We start from the raw sequence: 15,294 nt of genomic DNA, 5'->3' as shown, positions 1-15,294 counted from the left end.
CTCAACAGATCCCTTATTGTAGGGAAAGGGCGGGGGCGGTGCTAGGGGGGAGTTGGGGTTGGAGCGGGGGAGAGAAAATAATGGAATGAAAATAGAGGTAATAATGTCGTTGGTTTATTAATTATGAGTTGAATCATTTTATGTGGCTATATTTTTTTGAGGGATAGTTTTGTAAGGTGTGTTCAACGACAGATCCGAGATGTGAAGGACTACTGTATGTCGGAAGCGAATGTTGCGGGCATCGCGCCATGTCTGTTCGTGGAGAGTGGAATTAGGGTAATTAAATCAGGCTGACTTTATGAGATAGTCCCAGTCAATAACATGTTGGATACACTCCATTTCCTGCATGGAAATCAACCCATGATGGAACTAAGTTCATCAGGGATTCATCTTTAGGTAAATGGTTTCGATTATCTGTCATAAGTAGAAAAGTACGCTTTTACATGGCTATCAGCATAGGTATAGGCATAGATTGAGAAGAACCTCGAAATATTCTGGCGGATTTGTGCGAGAAGTATGGTTTCACCTATGGTGAGAATAAGATGTAGGAGTTGGGATCTACAAAAGAGTGTTGGAGTAGGCCGAGGGTTTTAAGAAGCATCTGTATAACTGAGTTATCAATTTGAGGTTTGGTAAGATGTTTTTTGTGTAACGGATGGTTGTTTTTAAAAGTGAAAATTATTTATATTCAATTGGTTGTAAATCATTCGGTAAAGGATAAAGGTCCATGGACATAAAAAAAGTGGGTGGAGCTGGACTTCACGCAAGTGAGCTCAGAGCAATTAGTAAAATGGAGCAGCACTTCCAGAGCAGCTGGCACGGATTTGCGGGGCTGGTTGCTTCGGATGCGCAAGGACCAATGGAGATTGACTGTCTTATTATTACCCATGACCGCCTGCTTTTAGTTGAGCTCAAAGAGTGGAATGGAGTAATTGAATATGACAACGGGATGTGGATCCAAAATGGTCAAAACCGTGGAAAAAGTCCTTTTATCATAAAACGAGAACATGCCCTGCGACTACAAAAATTACTTGACAGAGAGTTGTCACACAACCTTGGTTACTGGCTCACTGTTGAAGCTCATGTAGTTCTCTGTGGAAGCGCTACTCCAGAAAATCTCCCTCAGATAGAAAGGCCTTTTGTACACTCACTTGATGAATTTTTAGCTATTCGAGCTCCAGAAAAGTATGACGATCTTGTCGCAAATAAAAGACTGGCCGGATTCTTTAACTCGACGGGAAAAGCGAGACCAAACTCTGAAAAGTCTCTACAGATTATCTACAGATTTATCGAGGGACCAAAAATTCAGAAAAAAGAGCTCGTTGTTGGCAACTTTCAGGCTCACACAAACAAATCTTGGTTTTCTCACAGAAACTCAATCTACAAAGAATATTTGGCTAAAGATAAGACAATGCCATCAGCGAAAGGATTGATTCGCCGCTGGGATTTTAATCAATTGGGGACCTTGCATGCCTTGCAATCTACTTGGTCCGATATTGCACTACGTGAGAACCGGATAGGGAAATTTGTTCGCGATAACAGCAATATGCGTGATTACCTGCTTAGGTATGTCAAAGATGTTTCTGCAGATGACATCACAGAGGATTTCTGTGAACTGTATGAGTTACCCCGAAATGCTGAGCGTTTAGATGAGGTTATAGCCAGTGGCTCTGCATCATGGTCAAGAGAGCAACGGATTGATAAGATTCGAGCTCTTTTAGCACCTTTTGGTGACTTACATGCATTGAATATTGCTCACCGTGATGTGGACCCGCACAATCTTTGGTATGCCAATAACCACGACAGTATTCTAGCATCAGGTTTTGGAGCTGCGTTTTTCCCGGAAACAGGAACTGTGGCTGAACATCGAAAGTTGCTGCAAAGTTCACCAGTCGCACTGCCTGAAGATGCTATGTGTGAAGGTGAAATCATTGACGCTTTCCGTATAGATGTTTTCCTACTGGCTTCCGTCGCTTATCAGATCTGTTTTAATCAGAAGCTGGAACAAGTGGATGGTGTCCCCGAATGGAGTCCTCCTGTAAACGATCCTTTCGATGGACTCTTGAACGCTTGGTTTGAAAAAGCGCTCTCTTGGGACGCTGCTGAGCGCTTTGAAGGTGCCAACAGCATGCTAGCTGAATTCAACGTCCTTACCGGAACATGCCCTGAAGAAGATAAGGAATCGCAACAGATCTTTGAGCAGTTGCTGCATAGTCCGCACCGACGGCAAGAACTGACACCATACTTAATTCTTCAGACATTTCCGCCATCAGCGGATCAGCTACAACATGCCATCGAAGCTCTAGCCAGTGGAAGCAGTAAGAAGTCTTTCTTTGCTCATAAAGATAATAGAGAAATTCTTGTAAAGTTGTGGGATAACGTTCAGGTATCACAAAATCAGCCGGGCTCCAATCGTCGAGTATTGCAGTTTTTAAAACGATTGGAAAAGTTCCAAGAAACAACCCTGGCTACTCCAAGGGTCATAGATTTTGGCTTAATGAATCCCCATGGATTATTTGTAGTCACCGAATATGTAGTGGGGGAAACTTGGTCAAATTACTTGCATGATTTAACATTGTCTCAAGGAGATAAGAGAGATCTTGCAATTAACCTAATAAGTACTGTAATGGATTTCCACGAAAAACGAGTTGCTCATGGAGATTTACATCCAGATAATATTCTTGTAAAAGACTGCAATGCAGAACAAATCATGCTTTTAGATGTACTTGATTACGGTAGCGAAACTGAGGTGTTTAATACTGATTATGGGCCAGCAAATCCAGCTATCACAGATGCATATGGGAGAGACCGATATGCAGTCTTTAAGATTGTTGAAGAACTTTTCGCGAGAGATTTTCCACCACAGGTTCAAGAAGAACTCATTAGAGCTCGGGACAATCAAACACAAATTCCAGTTGCTCTTGCTCCCCTGCTCAATGCGCTGCATGTCGCCCTAGAGCTAGAACAGCCAAAAAAACCAGAGCAGCTAGAGGTTGAAGAAAAAGAACCGATTTTGTTGATCTGGAGAGGTAATCTCCCGTCTGTTCCCACACTTTTGGAGCCCGTTGACGGTGGCTACTATTTCAACTGCAAATGGATTGATAGCCGAGTTAGTGGTTCCAATAAAGAACTCGCTTGTTTTATTACAGGTAATACTGCCTATCTACAAGTTAACGTGGATGTTGAAGCTCGTATAATTACTAAAGTTCGATATACAGCCTCCATTCCATTAAGTGATGTTGTCAGCGCTCAGCGACGTTCTGTTGGACGATTATCACAACCTATTGCTCTGAAAAATGGCCCTGCGGATGAAAAATGCTCTTTGGTTGATACAATTCTAAGCATGGAAGTTGTTATCGATGCCATTATTGAGCAATTGAATCTTTCCATAGAGGTTTCTGATGAGCCTTTAACGGACGAAGAGCGTCGAGAATTATCTCCAGAAAAATTATGGAATGCTTTGGCTGAGTCTGAAGGGCAGCTTCGTCAAACCTTCCAGATTGAAACTAGTGTCGAGGAAAAATTAAGTGATAGTGGATATCCAATGTACCCCTATTCATGCCTTGATGGACAAGATCTGCAGATCGATGCGGATGAGACCTACTACATCTATCAACCTAAGTCCGATGAAAAGCTTGGTGAGCTTGTTATCCATGAGACTAACAGCAGCTTTGTGGCTATACAGCCTGTTAACCATTGGGCTATTAAACAGTTTACGCCTGGAAAGTCGCTTCAACTTGAATCAATTCGCAGTAAATCGTCAAGGGATCTTAGACTCAAGGCTCTGAATCGAGTGATGGCTAAAAAATCGGTCATCCCCAACTTGGTGGATTACTTTGATATCAGACAAAAACCCGTACTCAGAGAAATGACCGAACGTCCGACAATCCAGAAATTGCGTGAGTTGTACGATATGCCAGGACAGGAAACAAATAATAGACAACTTGAGGCATTCCAAATTTTGGTTGGACAAGGTCCTGTTGGAGTGCTCCAAGGGCCTCCAGGTACCGGAAAAACGACTTTTGTCAGTAAATTCATCCATTATCTATTTGAACATACAGGTGCGAACAACATCCTACTGGTAGGGCAGCAGCATTCTGCGGTAGATAATGTCGCAATAAAAGCTCGTGAACTTTGCGCTGACAAAGGACTAGAACTAGATACTATTCGGATTGGCAGTGAATCACTAATCGATGATCGTATGCTTCCAACACATAGCCGAGCTTTACAACAGAAGATCCGTCACAAATTTCACCGGGAATATGACATACGAGTTAGCGCCCTCTCCACGAGACTACAGCTACCACATGAACTTATCCAGGATGCAACGCGATTGCACCGTAGCTTAGCTCCTTTGTTAGTGCAATTAGGACAGTTCGAGCGTCTGCGTGAAAAGCTTGTACGCACTGGTGGTGATGCAAATGAGAGCCATGCAAATAAGCTAGCGGAATTGATGCATCAGCGAAATCTGACTTTAGAAACAATTGAAACTATCGTCCGACAACAGTTCAACAACTCGTTTGGCGAGTTGCCAACAAATAGTGAGCTTTTATTGGACAAGTTACTTCATGCCTTGGCTCTGACGCATGGAGTGAACAATCCCGTTAAGGTAGACCGTCTGCATCGATTGTTATCCCTAAGCCAAGAATGGCTTGATGTTCTGCGTTCCGGAGAAGCTGGCTATGAACGTTTTATGCTCAAAACAAAACAATTAGCTTGCGGCACTCTAGTAGGAGTTGGGCGTCGCAGTTTAGAACTAGATCAAACTCAATTTGATTGGGTTATTGTGGATGAAGCTGGCCGTGCTCAAGCTAGTGAGCTGATGGTCGCATTGCAAAGTGCGAAACGCGTCTTGTTAGTAGGCGATCATAAGCAGCTACCGCCATTCTACCAGAATGGGCATATAAAGCATGCCAGCAAACTACTTGATATAAGCAAAGAAGCCTTTCAAGAGTCTGATTTTGAGAGAGCTTTTAAGGCATGTGGTGGAGTAACTCTGGATACACAATATCGGATGATTGAACCCATTGGTGATCTGGTTTCAACATGTTTTTATGCCGATGATATAGGCAAGCTGTACACAGGGAGAGGCCCAGCAAAATCTTGGTACGATGAATTGCCTTCTCCATGGAATAAAGGAGTTAGCTGGATCGATACCTCCTCTGAGCAGGGTGAAAAAGAGGCCACACCCGGCTACACCAACCAATATGAAATAGATTTGCTCTTACAATCATTACGCGTTCTCGTTGAAGCTGATGCCATTGAACATCTACAGCGAACTGTAACTAATGAACAGCCTTACCCTATCGGAATTATTACCATGTATAGGGCGCAGAAGAATGAGATTGAGACTCAGCTTAATCAAGCTGAGTGGATGGGGCCGCTGCGTCATTTGCTCCGAATAGATACCGTCGACTCTTATCAAGGTCAGGAAAACAAGATCATCATCCTTAGTTTAGTAAGAGACAATTCCTACGCGTTACAGGGTTTCTTACGGGACACGCCTCGAATCAACGTAGCTATTTCTCGAGCTCAGGATCGCTTAATTATCCTTGGAGCTAGCAACATGTGGCGTAAAGATAAAAATGACTCGGCATTGGGTTCTGTGTATGAATACATCGCCGAGCAAGCAATGAGAGACAATAGCCATTATCAGATGATTACGACTCTGGAATTAAATAAGGAAGCTGCACCAATATGACTCCACTTTCTAACGAAACTAAAGCACGCATAGGGAACCGCATCACCATCCTTATCCCTGCTAAAAAGTACATAATGAACGTAGCTTGGACCGAAGAGAAACCTATGCCTGCTATTGAGTTATTTGCTTGCCGATTACTCATACTCTTTGAGAGAATATTGCCTCTCGAGTTACGTGATTTTTTCGGGCTCTCTGAGCGGGAGGAGGAAGAACTACTCAATTCATTAGAAGACAAACGCCTAGCTGCGTTGGATCACCAAGGTTATTTGGTCCCAAGCCCACTATTAAAGAGCCAAGTTGGTGATGGGGATGGTGTGCCGATGTTGGTTAAATATAATGAGCAGACCGAGCATGTGGTACTTGACGCTTTTGCATTAACTGTTCGTAAAGAACAGAGGTTGGGGCGATTGATGTTCGGCTTGCCAGAAATCCCCATGCCAGAATCCGTAAAAGGATTAAGTATGGATAGAATCATTGAAGAGTTTGGTCGACAATTTCGTAGTTATTTAGAAATTACCCGAAATAATGATCATGAGCGTCAACGTACACAACTTTATAAGGTGATGGGCTGCAGCGCCAATGAAGTGCTTCAGTTAGCAGTTGATATTGAGTTTACCTATCAGCAAGCTAAGGGGGAGCCAAAGCAGTTTATCCGCTCTGTTGAACGGTTAGGACCTAATCAGACTCGTCCTCTTAGTAATAAGTTAGAAGCTCATATCGCAGACTTCCTTGGTTCAAATTACATTGAAGAAATAGGTACTGATGCGGAAACCTACTGTCAGCTAGCTGACGACCATATACTTAAGCCTTTCGCCAACGGCTACCGGGTAGATTATTCACGATGGATGCTTGCTAGAGATGAAAGTAAGACTGGTTATGGTTCGCCAGATACTCGTGGTGTTTTTGGACCTTTGTATTTAATTGAGAATCGAAGTGATATCCTGCAATGGATTCGTAAAATACTACACGAACATGATGACGTTACGGAGCTGAAAGCACTATGGATGCCGAGTAACGTTCCATTTTGGGGAGCCAATTCTGAGGACATAGACCGTTTTGTTCAAGGGCTAAAAAAAATTCTTGAGCAAAAGGACAATGACGCAAAAGTGTCTCTAATCCATCAAGGTACAAAATGGGATGTTAAACAGTATTTGAAAAATATATTTCCATATGGGTTGTCTACTCCCTTAGAACTGGACCGACTTGAGTTGTTTTTAGTTCCTGGTATTTTCGGTGTTATTCAATATCATGGTCAGCCTAATACTGATAGTGGGGTTAGTTTGCCTATTGGCTATATGACCAAAGATCCGAAAAGAATTAAATCTCTGGAATTATTATTCCAATCCAGGATCGGTGATCTCAGTAATTTGAATAGTTCGTGGGGCTATTTCGGAGAATCAAAACCCTCACTAAAAGAACAAAATCTTCTACCACAAAACTGGCTAACTAATCCTGTCATACGATGTGTAACTAGGCCTATTCTCAGTTTGAATCGATGATGGCAAAGTCAGTTACCACTAGTGGTAACTGACTTTTTAATTATGTTATGTATGGACGGATTTTCGGAGTAATAATTTTCTCACCTGCTCACTTTGCTCAAGATACCTCCATATAGTAATATTTTATTGATTTTCACTGTGCCGTTCATAACCCCCCAACCCCCGCCACAACCCCGGCAACAACCCCAACGTCTCATCAATCAGCGCCCGCCGGTCATTACCCGGCTTCCAGATGGTCACCATGGTTTGGCTGATCCCTTGGCTGCCCACTTCGGTGCGCAGCGTGTTGACGTTTTTCCACCGTTCGGCATGCATATGTGTCGGTAGGAATCCCCAGCCGCAGCCCTGTTCGAGCAAGGCGCGCAGCATTTCCAGCTCGTTGGTGAAGATAGTGTGCCCTGAAATTTGCAGGCGGCGCGCCACCGGTTCGTCAGAATCCGGGTGCATGATCACCTGAGGCGTGAGGGAGAGCTCCAGCAGCGAAAGCGGCTGTTCCGCGCCGGGGAAAAGCACTTTAGACGCGTAAAAATCCATCTCTATCGCCCCTAAGGCGCGCCACTCCATGGCGTCGCCCACGCTGCGATGGCGCGCCTGGCAGATGCCCAGATCGGCCTGGCCGCTTGCCAGCAGGCTTTCCGCTTCGTCGCGCGAGGCGTTAATCAGGCTCAGGCGCGTGTTGCGTTGGGCCATGGCGGCAATCAGTGCCTGCAGCAGCGCCCGGGGCGTGAAGGGATCGTAGACCAGCGAGATTTCCTGCGCCGCGCTCTTCGGCACGTCTTTGGCAAACGCCTCAAACGCTTTCACCTGGCGCATCAGCAGGTGCGCCTGGCGTTGCAGCTGTTCGCCCTCCGGCGTCAGGTGCAGGCTGCGCCCCTCGCGCAGGAACAGCGCATAGCCCAAGCCATCCTCGAGAAAATCAATCAAATCGCGCAGCGTCGTGCGGTCTTTGCCCAGCTTGAGCGCGGCTTTCGCCAGGCTGCCGTGCTCGGCCACGGCTGTGAAGGCTTCCAGTTGGGCAAAGGAATAAATCAGGCTCGGCACGCGGTTCTCCCGTCGATTTTTCGGGGGATTTTCCCCCATCAGGCGTTTTTTATTATAGGCCGCGTTTTTTTAAGCTGAACGCCTTCCTGAGCTAAGCGAGAAAAAATATGAAAAGCAAAGTGTTTAACCGCAGCCTGCTGGCGGGCGTTGTCATCAGTCTCTGCAGCGGCCTGTTGGCGCCCGCCGCGCTGGCCGCCTGTGCGGGCACCGAGCTCAGCGCCTGTCCCGCGCCTTTCGATGCGCAATTGCCGGACACGCACAAGATGCTCACCTGGAGCCAGAGCGACCGGGTGATCGGTTTTCGTAACGACTACCGCAACTATGCGGGGGATGTGTTTCATCACGGCAATGCCACGCCGCTGCTGGCTGCCGCTAAACCGCTAACGGACGCCAGTTATCGGGTGAATGGCAAAACCTACAGCCTGCAGGATTACCTGCAGCGCCAGAACGTCAGCGGCATGCTGGTATTGAAAGACGGCAAAATCGCCTGGAAATATCTGGGGGAGGGTAATACCGACGCTACCCTGTGGACGTCGCGCTCCGTGGGCAAATCCGTGGTCGCCACGCTGGTGGGCGTGGCGATTAAACAGGGCAAGATCCGCTCGCTCGACGATCTCATCACGCAATACGAACCCGATCTGAAAGGCACCGCGTGGGACGGCGTGACCCTCAGGCAGCTGATCACTCACACCTCCGGCGTGGCGTGGAATGAGGATTACACCAACCCGAAATCGGACTTCGCGCAGCTGACCGAGTGTGAAGCCAGGCCCGGAACCTACGCCTGCGTGCGCAAGCTGGTGGCCGGTTTGCACCGTGCACATCCGGCCGGGCAGAACTGGTCTTACTCCTCCGGTGGCGCGTGGCTGCTGGGCGACGTGCTGGAGCGCGCCACCGGCATGCCGCTGGCGGCCTATCTGCAGCAAAGCATCTGGCAGCCCTACGGCATGGCGAGCGACGGCGTGTGGCATGCCTACGCCAAAGGCCAGCATGACGTGGGCGCGCACGGCTTCAACGCCACGCTGGAAGACTGGGGGCGCTTCGGCGAATTTATTCTGCATAACGGGACGTTGCCGAACGGCAAACAGATCTTGCCGGAAGATTGGGTAGCCCAGTCCTCCAACTGGACGCGGGCGGCGGGCTCGGTATCGGCGGCGCATCCTGACGGTATTTACGGCTACCAGTGGTGGAACAACGAAGTGCCGGTGAATGCGGCCAACGTTGAGCCTACTCCGCAGGCCTCCCTCAAGCATTCTCTGTGGGCGCTGGGGATCTTCGGCCAGATGATTATGGTCAATCAGGCGGAGAATCTGGTGATCGTCCAGTGGTCTACCTGGCCGCAGGCGGAGCCTTCTTTCAGCGCGCAACCGCTGGAGGCATCGCTGATGTTTAGTGCGATAGCGAAGGAATTGCGTTAACCCTCGGTAGCGAGCAGGGGCGGATGGCGGTTACCATTCTGCCTCTGAGCGGCATATTCCATGTTTTCGACGCTGACCTTAAGGGAGTCTCAATTCTTTATAGGTAGAGGAGGCCAGTCTCCACCGTTTTTAATTAATAACTCTTTTATCTTGTTAATTTTCTCTTTATCCTCGGCATCGCCTACCCCTCTATCTATAAAGCGTTGGAGCTGATTGCCCATAGTCCAACCAAACTTACCCTTGATTTTATTATCTGCACCTCTCTCCAACAGAAGTATAGTATGATCAAACGAACGAGAATCAAGAGAGCTTATTAATATGGTATTCCCCAATGAATCCATTGTATTTATATCCGCGCCATAATTCAGCATCATCTTTAACGTTTCAGGGTTTTTCGCTTCTAAAGCTTCGAATATAATGGGTTGATTGAATACCTTATCTTTTGCATTTGGCGGTAAACCTCCGTCGAGCATGGCCTTGATCCAAATTCCCTTGTCGGCTTTCATGACAAATTCCGCCGGGCTGCTTCCCCCTTCCGGTCTGGGCTGCAACGGGTCTGCGCCAGCTTTAACCAGGTCGGTTATTATTTTCAGCCTTTCCGGCGTATTTTTATCATAGATTGCGTTTAGCACCGACCAAAACAGCAGGGTCATGTCTGCTTTCACCGGTCGATTCAGTTCTTCCTTGCTTATAGAGGGAAGCTTCTCTTTCAGTTTCACTTCATCGCCATCATAAATCAGCTGTGCGATGTCCAGCTGCAGGCCTTCAAAAAAATCCTGTGGCTCATATTCCATGCTTTTGTTGCATCCTTGCACCATGAGGACAGTAAACAGCAGCGCTATTGTCATTATCGATTTGCTCATGTTTTCCCCTGAGAATGGTGACATCCTCGTCTCTTCAATCAGTTTTATTGTGTGGTCTATAGCGCGTTTATCGAAAACCAGATGCAATCTGACAGCCCAGGTATAAAAAATCGGCAGCTGTCAGATCTGCGTTGATGAAATTACTGTGTTTCCTTTGCTCCTTTCAAAAGCATGAGCTCGAGTATTTTCTTACACTGTACATTGTATTCTGAGCCATCTTGGCTGTCTTTTATTTGCCGATTCACTGCTGTTAACAGCGAAAGATTGTTTATATTTACCGGGTTAGGATTCGCACCCCGATTGAGCAGTAAGGTCATATGCTCAAAGGCTGAGCTAAAAAAAGCATCCATTAATAAGGTTTGTTGCAAGGAGTCTCTGATGTTTATATCCGCGCCATAATCCAGCATCACCTTTAATGTTTCAGGGTTTTTGGCTTTGATTGTTTGGAATACAATGGGCTCATTGAATACCTTATCTTTTGCGTTTGGCGGTAAACCGCCGTCGAGCATGGCTTTGACCCAAATCCCCTTGTCGGCTTTCATGACGAATTCCGCCGGGCTGCTTCCTCCCTCTGGTCTGGGCTGCAACGGGTCTGCGCCAGCTTTTACCAGGTCGGTTATTATTTTCAGCCTTTCCGGCGTGTTTTTATCATAGATTGAGTTCAACACCGACCAAAACAGCAGGGTCATGTCTGCTTTCACTGGTCGATTCAGTTCTTCCTTGCTTATTGAAGGAAGCTTCTCATTCAGTTTCACTTCGTCGCCATCATAAATCAGCTGTGCGACTTCCAATTGACGGCCTTCAAAAAAATCCTGTGGTTCATATTCCATGTTTTTTTTGCATCCTTGCATCATGAGAACAGTAAACAGTAACGCCATTGCCATTATCCACTTGCTCATATTCTCCCCCTGATAGTGGCGACATCCTCGTCTTTCTGATCTTCAATCAACTTTATTGTCTGGTCTATACCGTGTTTATCGAGCAGGGTTCCTGTCCCTCCGGCAAGCGTGTGCGGTATGCCAGCGGCATCAGGCACCGCCAGTGATGACCACTCTTTCAAGGTGAAAGGCAATGCTACGCCCCAGGGTTTTTGTAAAGCATCGGGCAGGGCATTTCTTATAAGCTCATAGTCACTTTCGTTATTAACCTCCTGTAACGTGGTTAACAGCTCTCCCTCAACTCGATAGGCCTGTATGTTCTTGGTTGAACCAATCATTTCAGCTCCGTATTTCCCTACAGTTCCATGATGGAGTCCGGCTGCATTAAACGTCCAGGCGGGTTTTCCACTGGTCATTGATGCGGCGGAGGCCATTCCCCCGCCCAATGAATGACCAGAAATATCGACACCGGAGGAGTTCTTTACTTGTAATCCTATTTTAACCGCCTGCTTATAATAATCTGAGTTCGCCCCCATCCCCTGAGCACCATTATTTATCCAGTCATTCACATTTTTAATTCCTGACAAATCGCCCCTAAGGGCCTTTTTGGCGGCGCTGCCGATTCCCTCCGGGAACTCTGGCGCTCTTGATCCTCTGAACACGACCGTTGGGTTCATCTCTTTACCAAAAACACGGCTATCAGGTTGATATACCCTTACCAAAAAATCCGGAGATTCATCTCTGTCGAAGAGCATATTTCTGTTTAGCCCAATTTTACTCAGGGCAGCATTATCGTTACTGATATCTTTCCAACCCTCGGGAACGCCGGGAGTCTCCTTTAGCGGATTCGTAGTCTTGTAGATATTCTCCGCCAGCTTTGCCTTCTCGACGGCGACATTGTTTGCCGCCAGGCGTTCCGAGGCGATTCGGGCGTCTGGGTAGATACTCCGTTGCCCGCGGCCAATGAGGTATTTTCGCTCCTGCCAGCGTTGCGCTTTGGTCAAGGAGCCAGACACGACCGACTGTGAGGCTCTTGCACCTTGCGCCGGGATATCCGGGCCAAGGGCCGGTTTGGCCCGCGTGACTTGTGCGGGGAAGACGGACGGGCGCGCCCGGCGGCCACCGTAAGACTTCACGGCCTCTTCGTACCGCTTCACTATCTTGTCCACCGGGTAGTTGGGCTCTTGTCTCCCCTGCGGTATCAGGTAGCCGTCGATGTCGGCGTAAAATGGCCCCATCGTCGCCAACACGCCGGGCCGGGTTTCGACCGCTACGACAACGCCTCTCATTAGGTCGCTCTGCACTCTTGCGCGCAGGTTAGAGCTTATTCCGTTTTGCGTAACGCCGACTTCACGGCGGATCCGTTCGCCACCGCGAAAACCAGAAAAAAGCGACAGAATGTCATTGTCCGGCATGTATGAAAGGCCGTGACAGGCGCTGGAAGGGCTGACTATACGGGGGAATTCATCAGGTGAAATAATATCATCGGCGATATACAGCAGTTTCAAACGGGAAAACATAGTGTGTCTCTTCCTTTGCTTGCTGCGTCTTGGCCTGTTCAGGCGGGCGCTCGCACTCCTTGCACTCGATGGCCCCCTGAGGGGCATGTTATCGAACGGCAGTCAGCGATAGCTAACGGCGCATAGGACACCAGATAAGGGATGATAACGGCTCAGGCCAATTTGTAAAGCCGGCCAAAGGTTAACCGGAAAGTTCTTGTTTTCCAAAGGCTGCTGCGGGCTTTTAACCCCGCCGATCAAACCGATAAACCAGCACTAACGCCAGCGCCAGGATCAAAAGCGGCGGGGCGAGGGCGGTGAAGGGCGCGTTGAGGGCGAACAGCAACCCCAGATTGAGAACGATCTGATAAGCGATGTAGGTCAGCAGCCCGACGATCACGCCAAGCGCTAACCGGCTGCCCATGCCGGGGGCGCGCGGGGCGGTAAAGGTAAACGGGATGGCCAGCAAAATCATCGCCAGCACCAGCAGGGGCTGGCCGAGTTTTTTCCACAGCGCCAGGCGGTATTCGGTGCTGGGCTGCCCCGAGCCCTGCAGGTAATCGATATAGCGCTCCAGCTGTTGCAGCGAGAAGCTGCCGGCCGGCAGAGTCAGCTCTTTCAGGCTCGGCACGGCGAACAGCGAGCGCCACGGCAGGCTGCTTTGCCGCGCAATCGTCTCTTTTCTGCCTTGCCAGCTTTTCTGCATCACGTTGTGCAGCAGCCAGCTGCCGTCGGCGGCGGTGCTGGCGCTGTCGGCGTAAATGTAAGATTCCAGCGCGCGGTTGGCCTGATAACGGAAGATCTCAATGCCGTGGGGCTGGTCGTTCTCATCGACGGTTTTGACCGTCACAAACTCATTGCCGCGCCGCGCCCACAGCGGGTTCACGGTGACGTCGTTAGCGTTCGACTGCGCCAGGGCGTTGTTCTTCATCTGCAGCGCGCGTTGCTGCAGTGGCGAGGCCGCCCATTCATCGAGGGCGCCGAGCGAGAGGTTCATCAGCAGCCCGGCGGCGAGCATCACCAGCGCGATGCGGAATATCGACATCCCGGCGGAGCGGATCGCGGTCAGTTCCAGGGTTTTAGATAGCTGCCCCAGCCCGACGATGCCGCCGAGCAGCGCGATAAACGGCCCCAGATCGACCAGGCTGCGCGGCAGGGTCAGCACGGTCACCAGCAGCGCCTGCTGCCAGCGGTAGCCGCCCGGGGTCACGTCCTCCAGCTCGTTGATCAGCGTAAAGGTGGTGAACAGCGGAATGAGCAGCGCGGCCGCGGCGGCGAAGCCGATGAACACGTTGCGGATCAGGTAACGGCTAAAAATAGTCATCGGGAGGGTTTCCGCAGCAGGGATAAGTCGCGCGCCAGCAACAGGGCTATGCCGGCAGCCATCGCCAGCGGCACCAGCCAAACGCCGGGGATCGTCGGCACAGAGCCGTTGGCGACCAGCGTGCGGCAAATGTTGCCGCCATAGAAAATCACGGTAAACAGCACCGTCAGGGGCAGCAGCGCGGCGTAGCGCCCCTGCCGCGGCTTGATGCGGCTAAAGGGGATCGCCAGCAGCACCATCAGCACGGTGGTCAGCCCGCGGCTTTCGCGCCATTGCAGTTCGGCGGCGTCGCCCGGATCGGCGGAGCGCGCCAGCTCCGCCGGCGAGGCCGATTTGTGTCGGCTCTCGGCGCTGGGCACGAACGGCTTGAGCGCGATATCAAAGTTGTCGTAGTTCTGCCCGTTGTCGTCGGTGCCCTGGCGATCCAGCACATAGGCGGTGCCGGTTTTCAGCCGCACGGCGGGGCTGGCGGGGGAGGCGTCGAGCACCTCCACCGACTGCGCGCGGTACAGGTTGGTATGATGGCCGCCGCGCACATAAATCAGGGCGTCCGTCAGGTGGTTGGCCGTTTTGTCGACGTGATTGGCGAGGATCATGCGGCCGTTGCCGCTGACGTTGAATTTGTCGGCCTGCAGGTGGCTCACGTCCAGCACCGACTGCGACTCTTGCTGCAGCTGATAAATATTGGCGTACGCCCAGGGCCTGCCATACAGCGACAGCAGCGTGACCGCTATCGCCAGCGGCACGGCCAGTATCAGCACCGCCTTGTACAGCCGCAGCGGGCTGGCGCCGGCGGCCAGCATGGCGGTGATCTCCGCATCGCTGTACAGCTGGCTCAGCGCCACCGCCACCGAGACGTACAGCGCGACGGGCAATATCATCTCCAGCGCGATCAGCGATTTATAGAACACCACGTCGGCCACCACCCGCAGCGCCAGCGTGCCGTTGGCGGCGTCGGTCAGGTAGCGCTGGGCGGAGTAGCTGGCGAACATGAAGATCAAAAACCCGGCGATCATCATCACCAGGCGGCGGATCTCAACCGTGATATAGCGTTCAATCAAAGACATGCGTCAT

General features: G+C 49.8%; 9 protein-coding genes. 3 read left to right on the top strand and 6 right to left on the bottom strand.

Annotation, left to right across the window (positions count from 1 at the left end):
- Positions 1–727: 727 nt before the first annotated feature.
- Complete coding sequence (locus SSARUM2_RS16320; RefSeq protein ID WP_060452531.1) at positions 728–5,701, top strand: AAA domain-containing protein; 4,974 nt, start codon at positions 728–730, stop codon at positions 5,699–5,701.
- Positions 5,698–7,200 carry a hypothetical protein gene (locus SSARUM2_RS16315; protein ID WP_060452532.1) on the top strand — a complete coding sequence of 501 codons (1,503 nt, stop codon included), beginning with the start codon at positions 5,698–5,700 and terminating at the stop codon, positions 7,198–7,200. Before SSARUM2_RS16320 ends, SSARUM2_RS16315 begins: the two co-directional genes overlap by 4 nt.
- 123 nt (positions 7,201–7,323) lie before the next feature.
- Here the strand turns inward: SSARUM2_RS16315 and SSARUM2_RS16310 are convergent, their stop codons facing one another.
- On the bottom strand, positions 7,324–8,241 hold the full coding sequence (locus tag SSARUM2_RS16310; protein WP_060452533.1) for a LysR family transcriptional regulator: 918 nt from the start codon (positions 8,239–8,241) through the stop codon (positions 7,324–7,326).
- Positions 8,242–8,348: 107 nt separating this feature from the next.
- Between SSARUM2_RS16310 and SSARUM2_RS16305 the strand changes: the two genes are divergently transcribed.
- Positions 8,349–9,656, top strand: coding sequence for a serine hydrolase (locus SSARUM2_RS16305; RefSeq protein ID WP_060452534.1), 1,308 nt, complete (start codon positions 8,349–8,351; stop codon positions 9,654–9,656).
- An 89-nt stretch (positions 9,657–9,745) separates the two neighbouring features.
- On the opposite strand, the gene SSARUM2_RS16300 is transcribed toward SSARUM2_RS16305, so the two are convergent.
- The 5 genes from SSARUM2_RS16300 to lptF all read right to left on the bottom strand — a co-directional run bounded on the left by SSARUM2_RS16300 (position 9,746) and on the right by lptF (position 15,287).
- Positions 9,746–10,519 carry an ankyrin repeat domain-containing protein gene (locus SSARUM2_RS16300; protein WP_060452535.1) on the bottom strand — a complete coding sequence of 258 codons (774 nt, stop codon included), beginning with the start codon at positions 10,517–10,519 and terminating at the stop codon, positions 9,746–9,748.
- Between the two features lie 140 nt (positions 10,520–10,659).
- A complete protein-coding gene (locus tag SSARUM2_RS16295) occupies positions 10,660–11,418 on the bottom strand; it encodes an ankyrin repeat domain-containing protein (RefSeq protein ID WP_049202126.1) in 759 nt (252 codons plus the stop codon).
- Positions 11,415–12,917: a hypothetical protein gene (locus SSARUM2_RS16290; RefSeq protein WP_072270118.1), complete on the bottom strand. Its 1,503-nt coding sequence runs from the start codon at positions 12,915–12,917 to the stop codon at positions 11,415–11,417. Before SSARUM2_RS16290 ends, SSARUM2_RS16295 begins: the two co-directional genes overlap by 4 nt.
- 223 nt (positions 12,918–13,140) lie before the next feature.
- A complete protein-coding gene (lptG, locus tag SSARUM2_RS16285; RefSeq protein ID WP_041035922.1) occupies positions 13,141–14,220 on the bottom strand; it encodes an LPS export ABC transporter permease LptG in 1,080 nt (359 codons plus the stop codon).
- The gene (gene lptF, locus SSARUM2_RS16280; RefSeq protein WP_033647969.1) at positions 14,217–15,287 is read right to left on the bottom strand and encodes an LPS export ABC transporter permease LptF; all 1,071 of its coding nucleotides are present in this window, start codon (positions 15,285–15,287) and stop codon (positions 14,217–14,219) included. Before lptF ends, lptG begins: the two co-directional genes overlap by 4 nt.
- Positions 15,288–15,294 lie beyond the last annotated feature (7 nt).

The sequence above is a fragment of the Serratia sp. K-E0102 genome (assembly GCF_029962625.1).
Classification (GTDB): Bacteria; Pseudomonadota; Gammaproteobacteria; order Enterobacterales; family Enterobacteriaceae; genus Serratia; species Serratia sarumanii.
Note: the sequence above shows the minus strand (reverse complement) of the source record. Positions and strands in the feature narration are given on the sequence as shown.

Bases quoted from the DNA above. Each gene is read 5' to 3' on its own strand.
- SSARUM2_RS16290 (WP_072270118.1), bottom strand. From the start codon at position 12,917: ATGTTTTCCCGTTTGAAACTGCTGTATATCGCCGATGATATTATTTCA.
- lptG (WP_041035922.1), bottom strand. From the start codon at position 14,220: ATGACTATTTTTAGCCGTTACCTGATCCGCAACGTGTTCATCGGCTTC.
- lptF (WP_033647969.1), bottom strand. From the start codon at position 15,287: ATGTCTTTGATTGAACGCTATATCACGGTTGAGATCCGCCGCCTGGTG.
- SSARUM2_RS16295 (WP_049202126.1), bottom strand. From the start codon at position 11,418: ATGAGCAAGTGGATAATGGCAATGGCGTTACTGTTTACTGTTCTCATG.
- SSARUM2_RS16305 (WP_060452534.1), top strand. From the start codon at position 8,349: ATGAAAAGCAAAGTGTTTAACCGCAGCCTGCTGGCGGGCGTTGTCATC.
- SSARUM2_RS16320 (WP_060452531.1), top strand. From the start codon at position 728: ATGGACATAAAAAAAGTGGGTGGAGCTGGACTTCACGCAAGTGAGCTC.
- SSARUM2_RS16315 (WP_060452532.1), top strand. From the start codon at position 5,698: ATGACTCCACTTTCTAACGAAACTAAAGCACGCATAGGGAACCGCATC.
- SSARUM2_RS16300 (WP_060452535.1), bottom strand. From the start codon at position 10,519: ATGAGCAAATCGATAATGACAATAGCGCTGCTGTTTACTGTCCTCATG.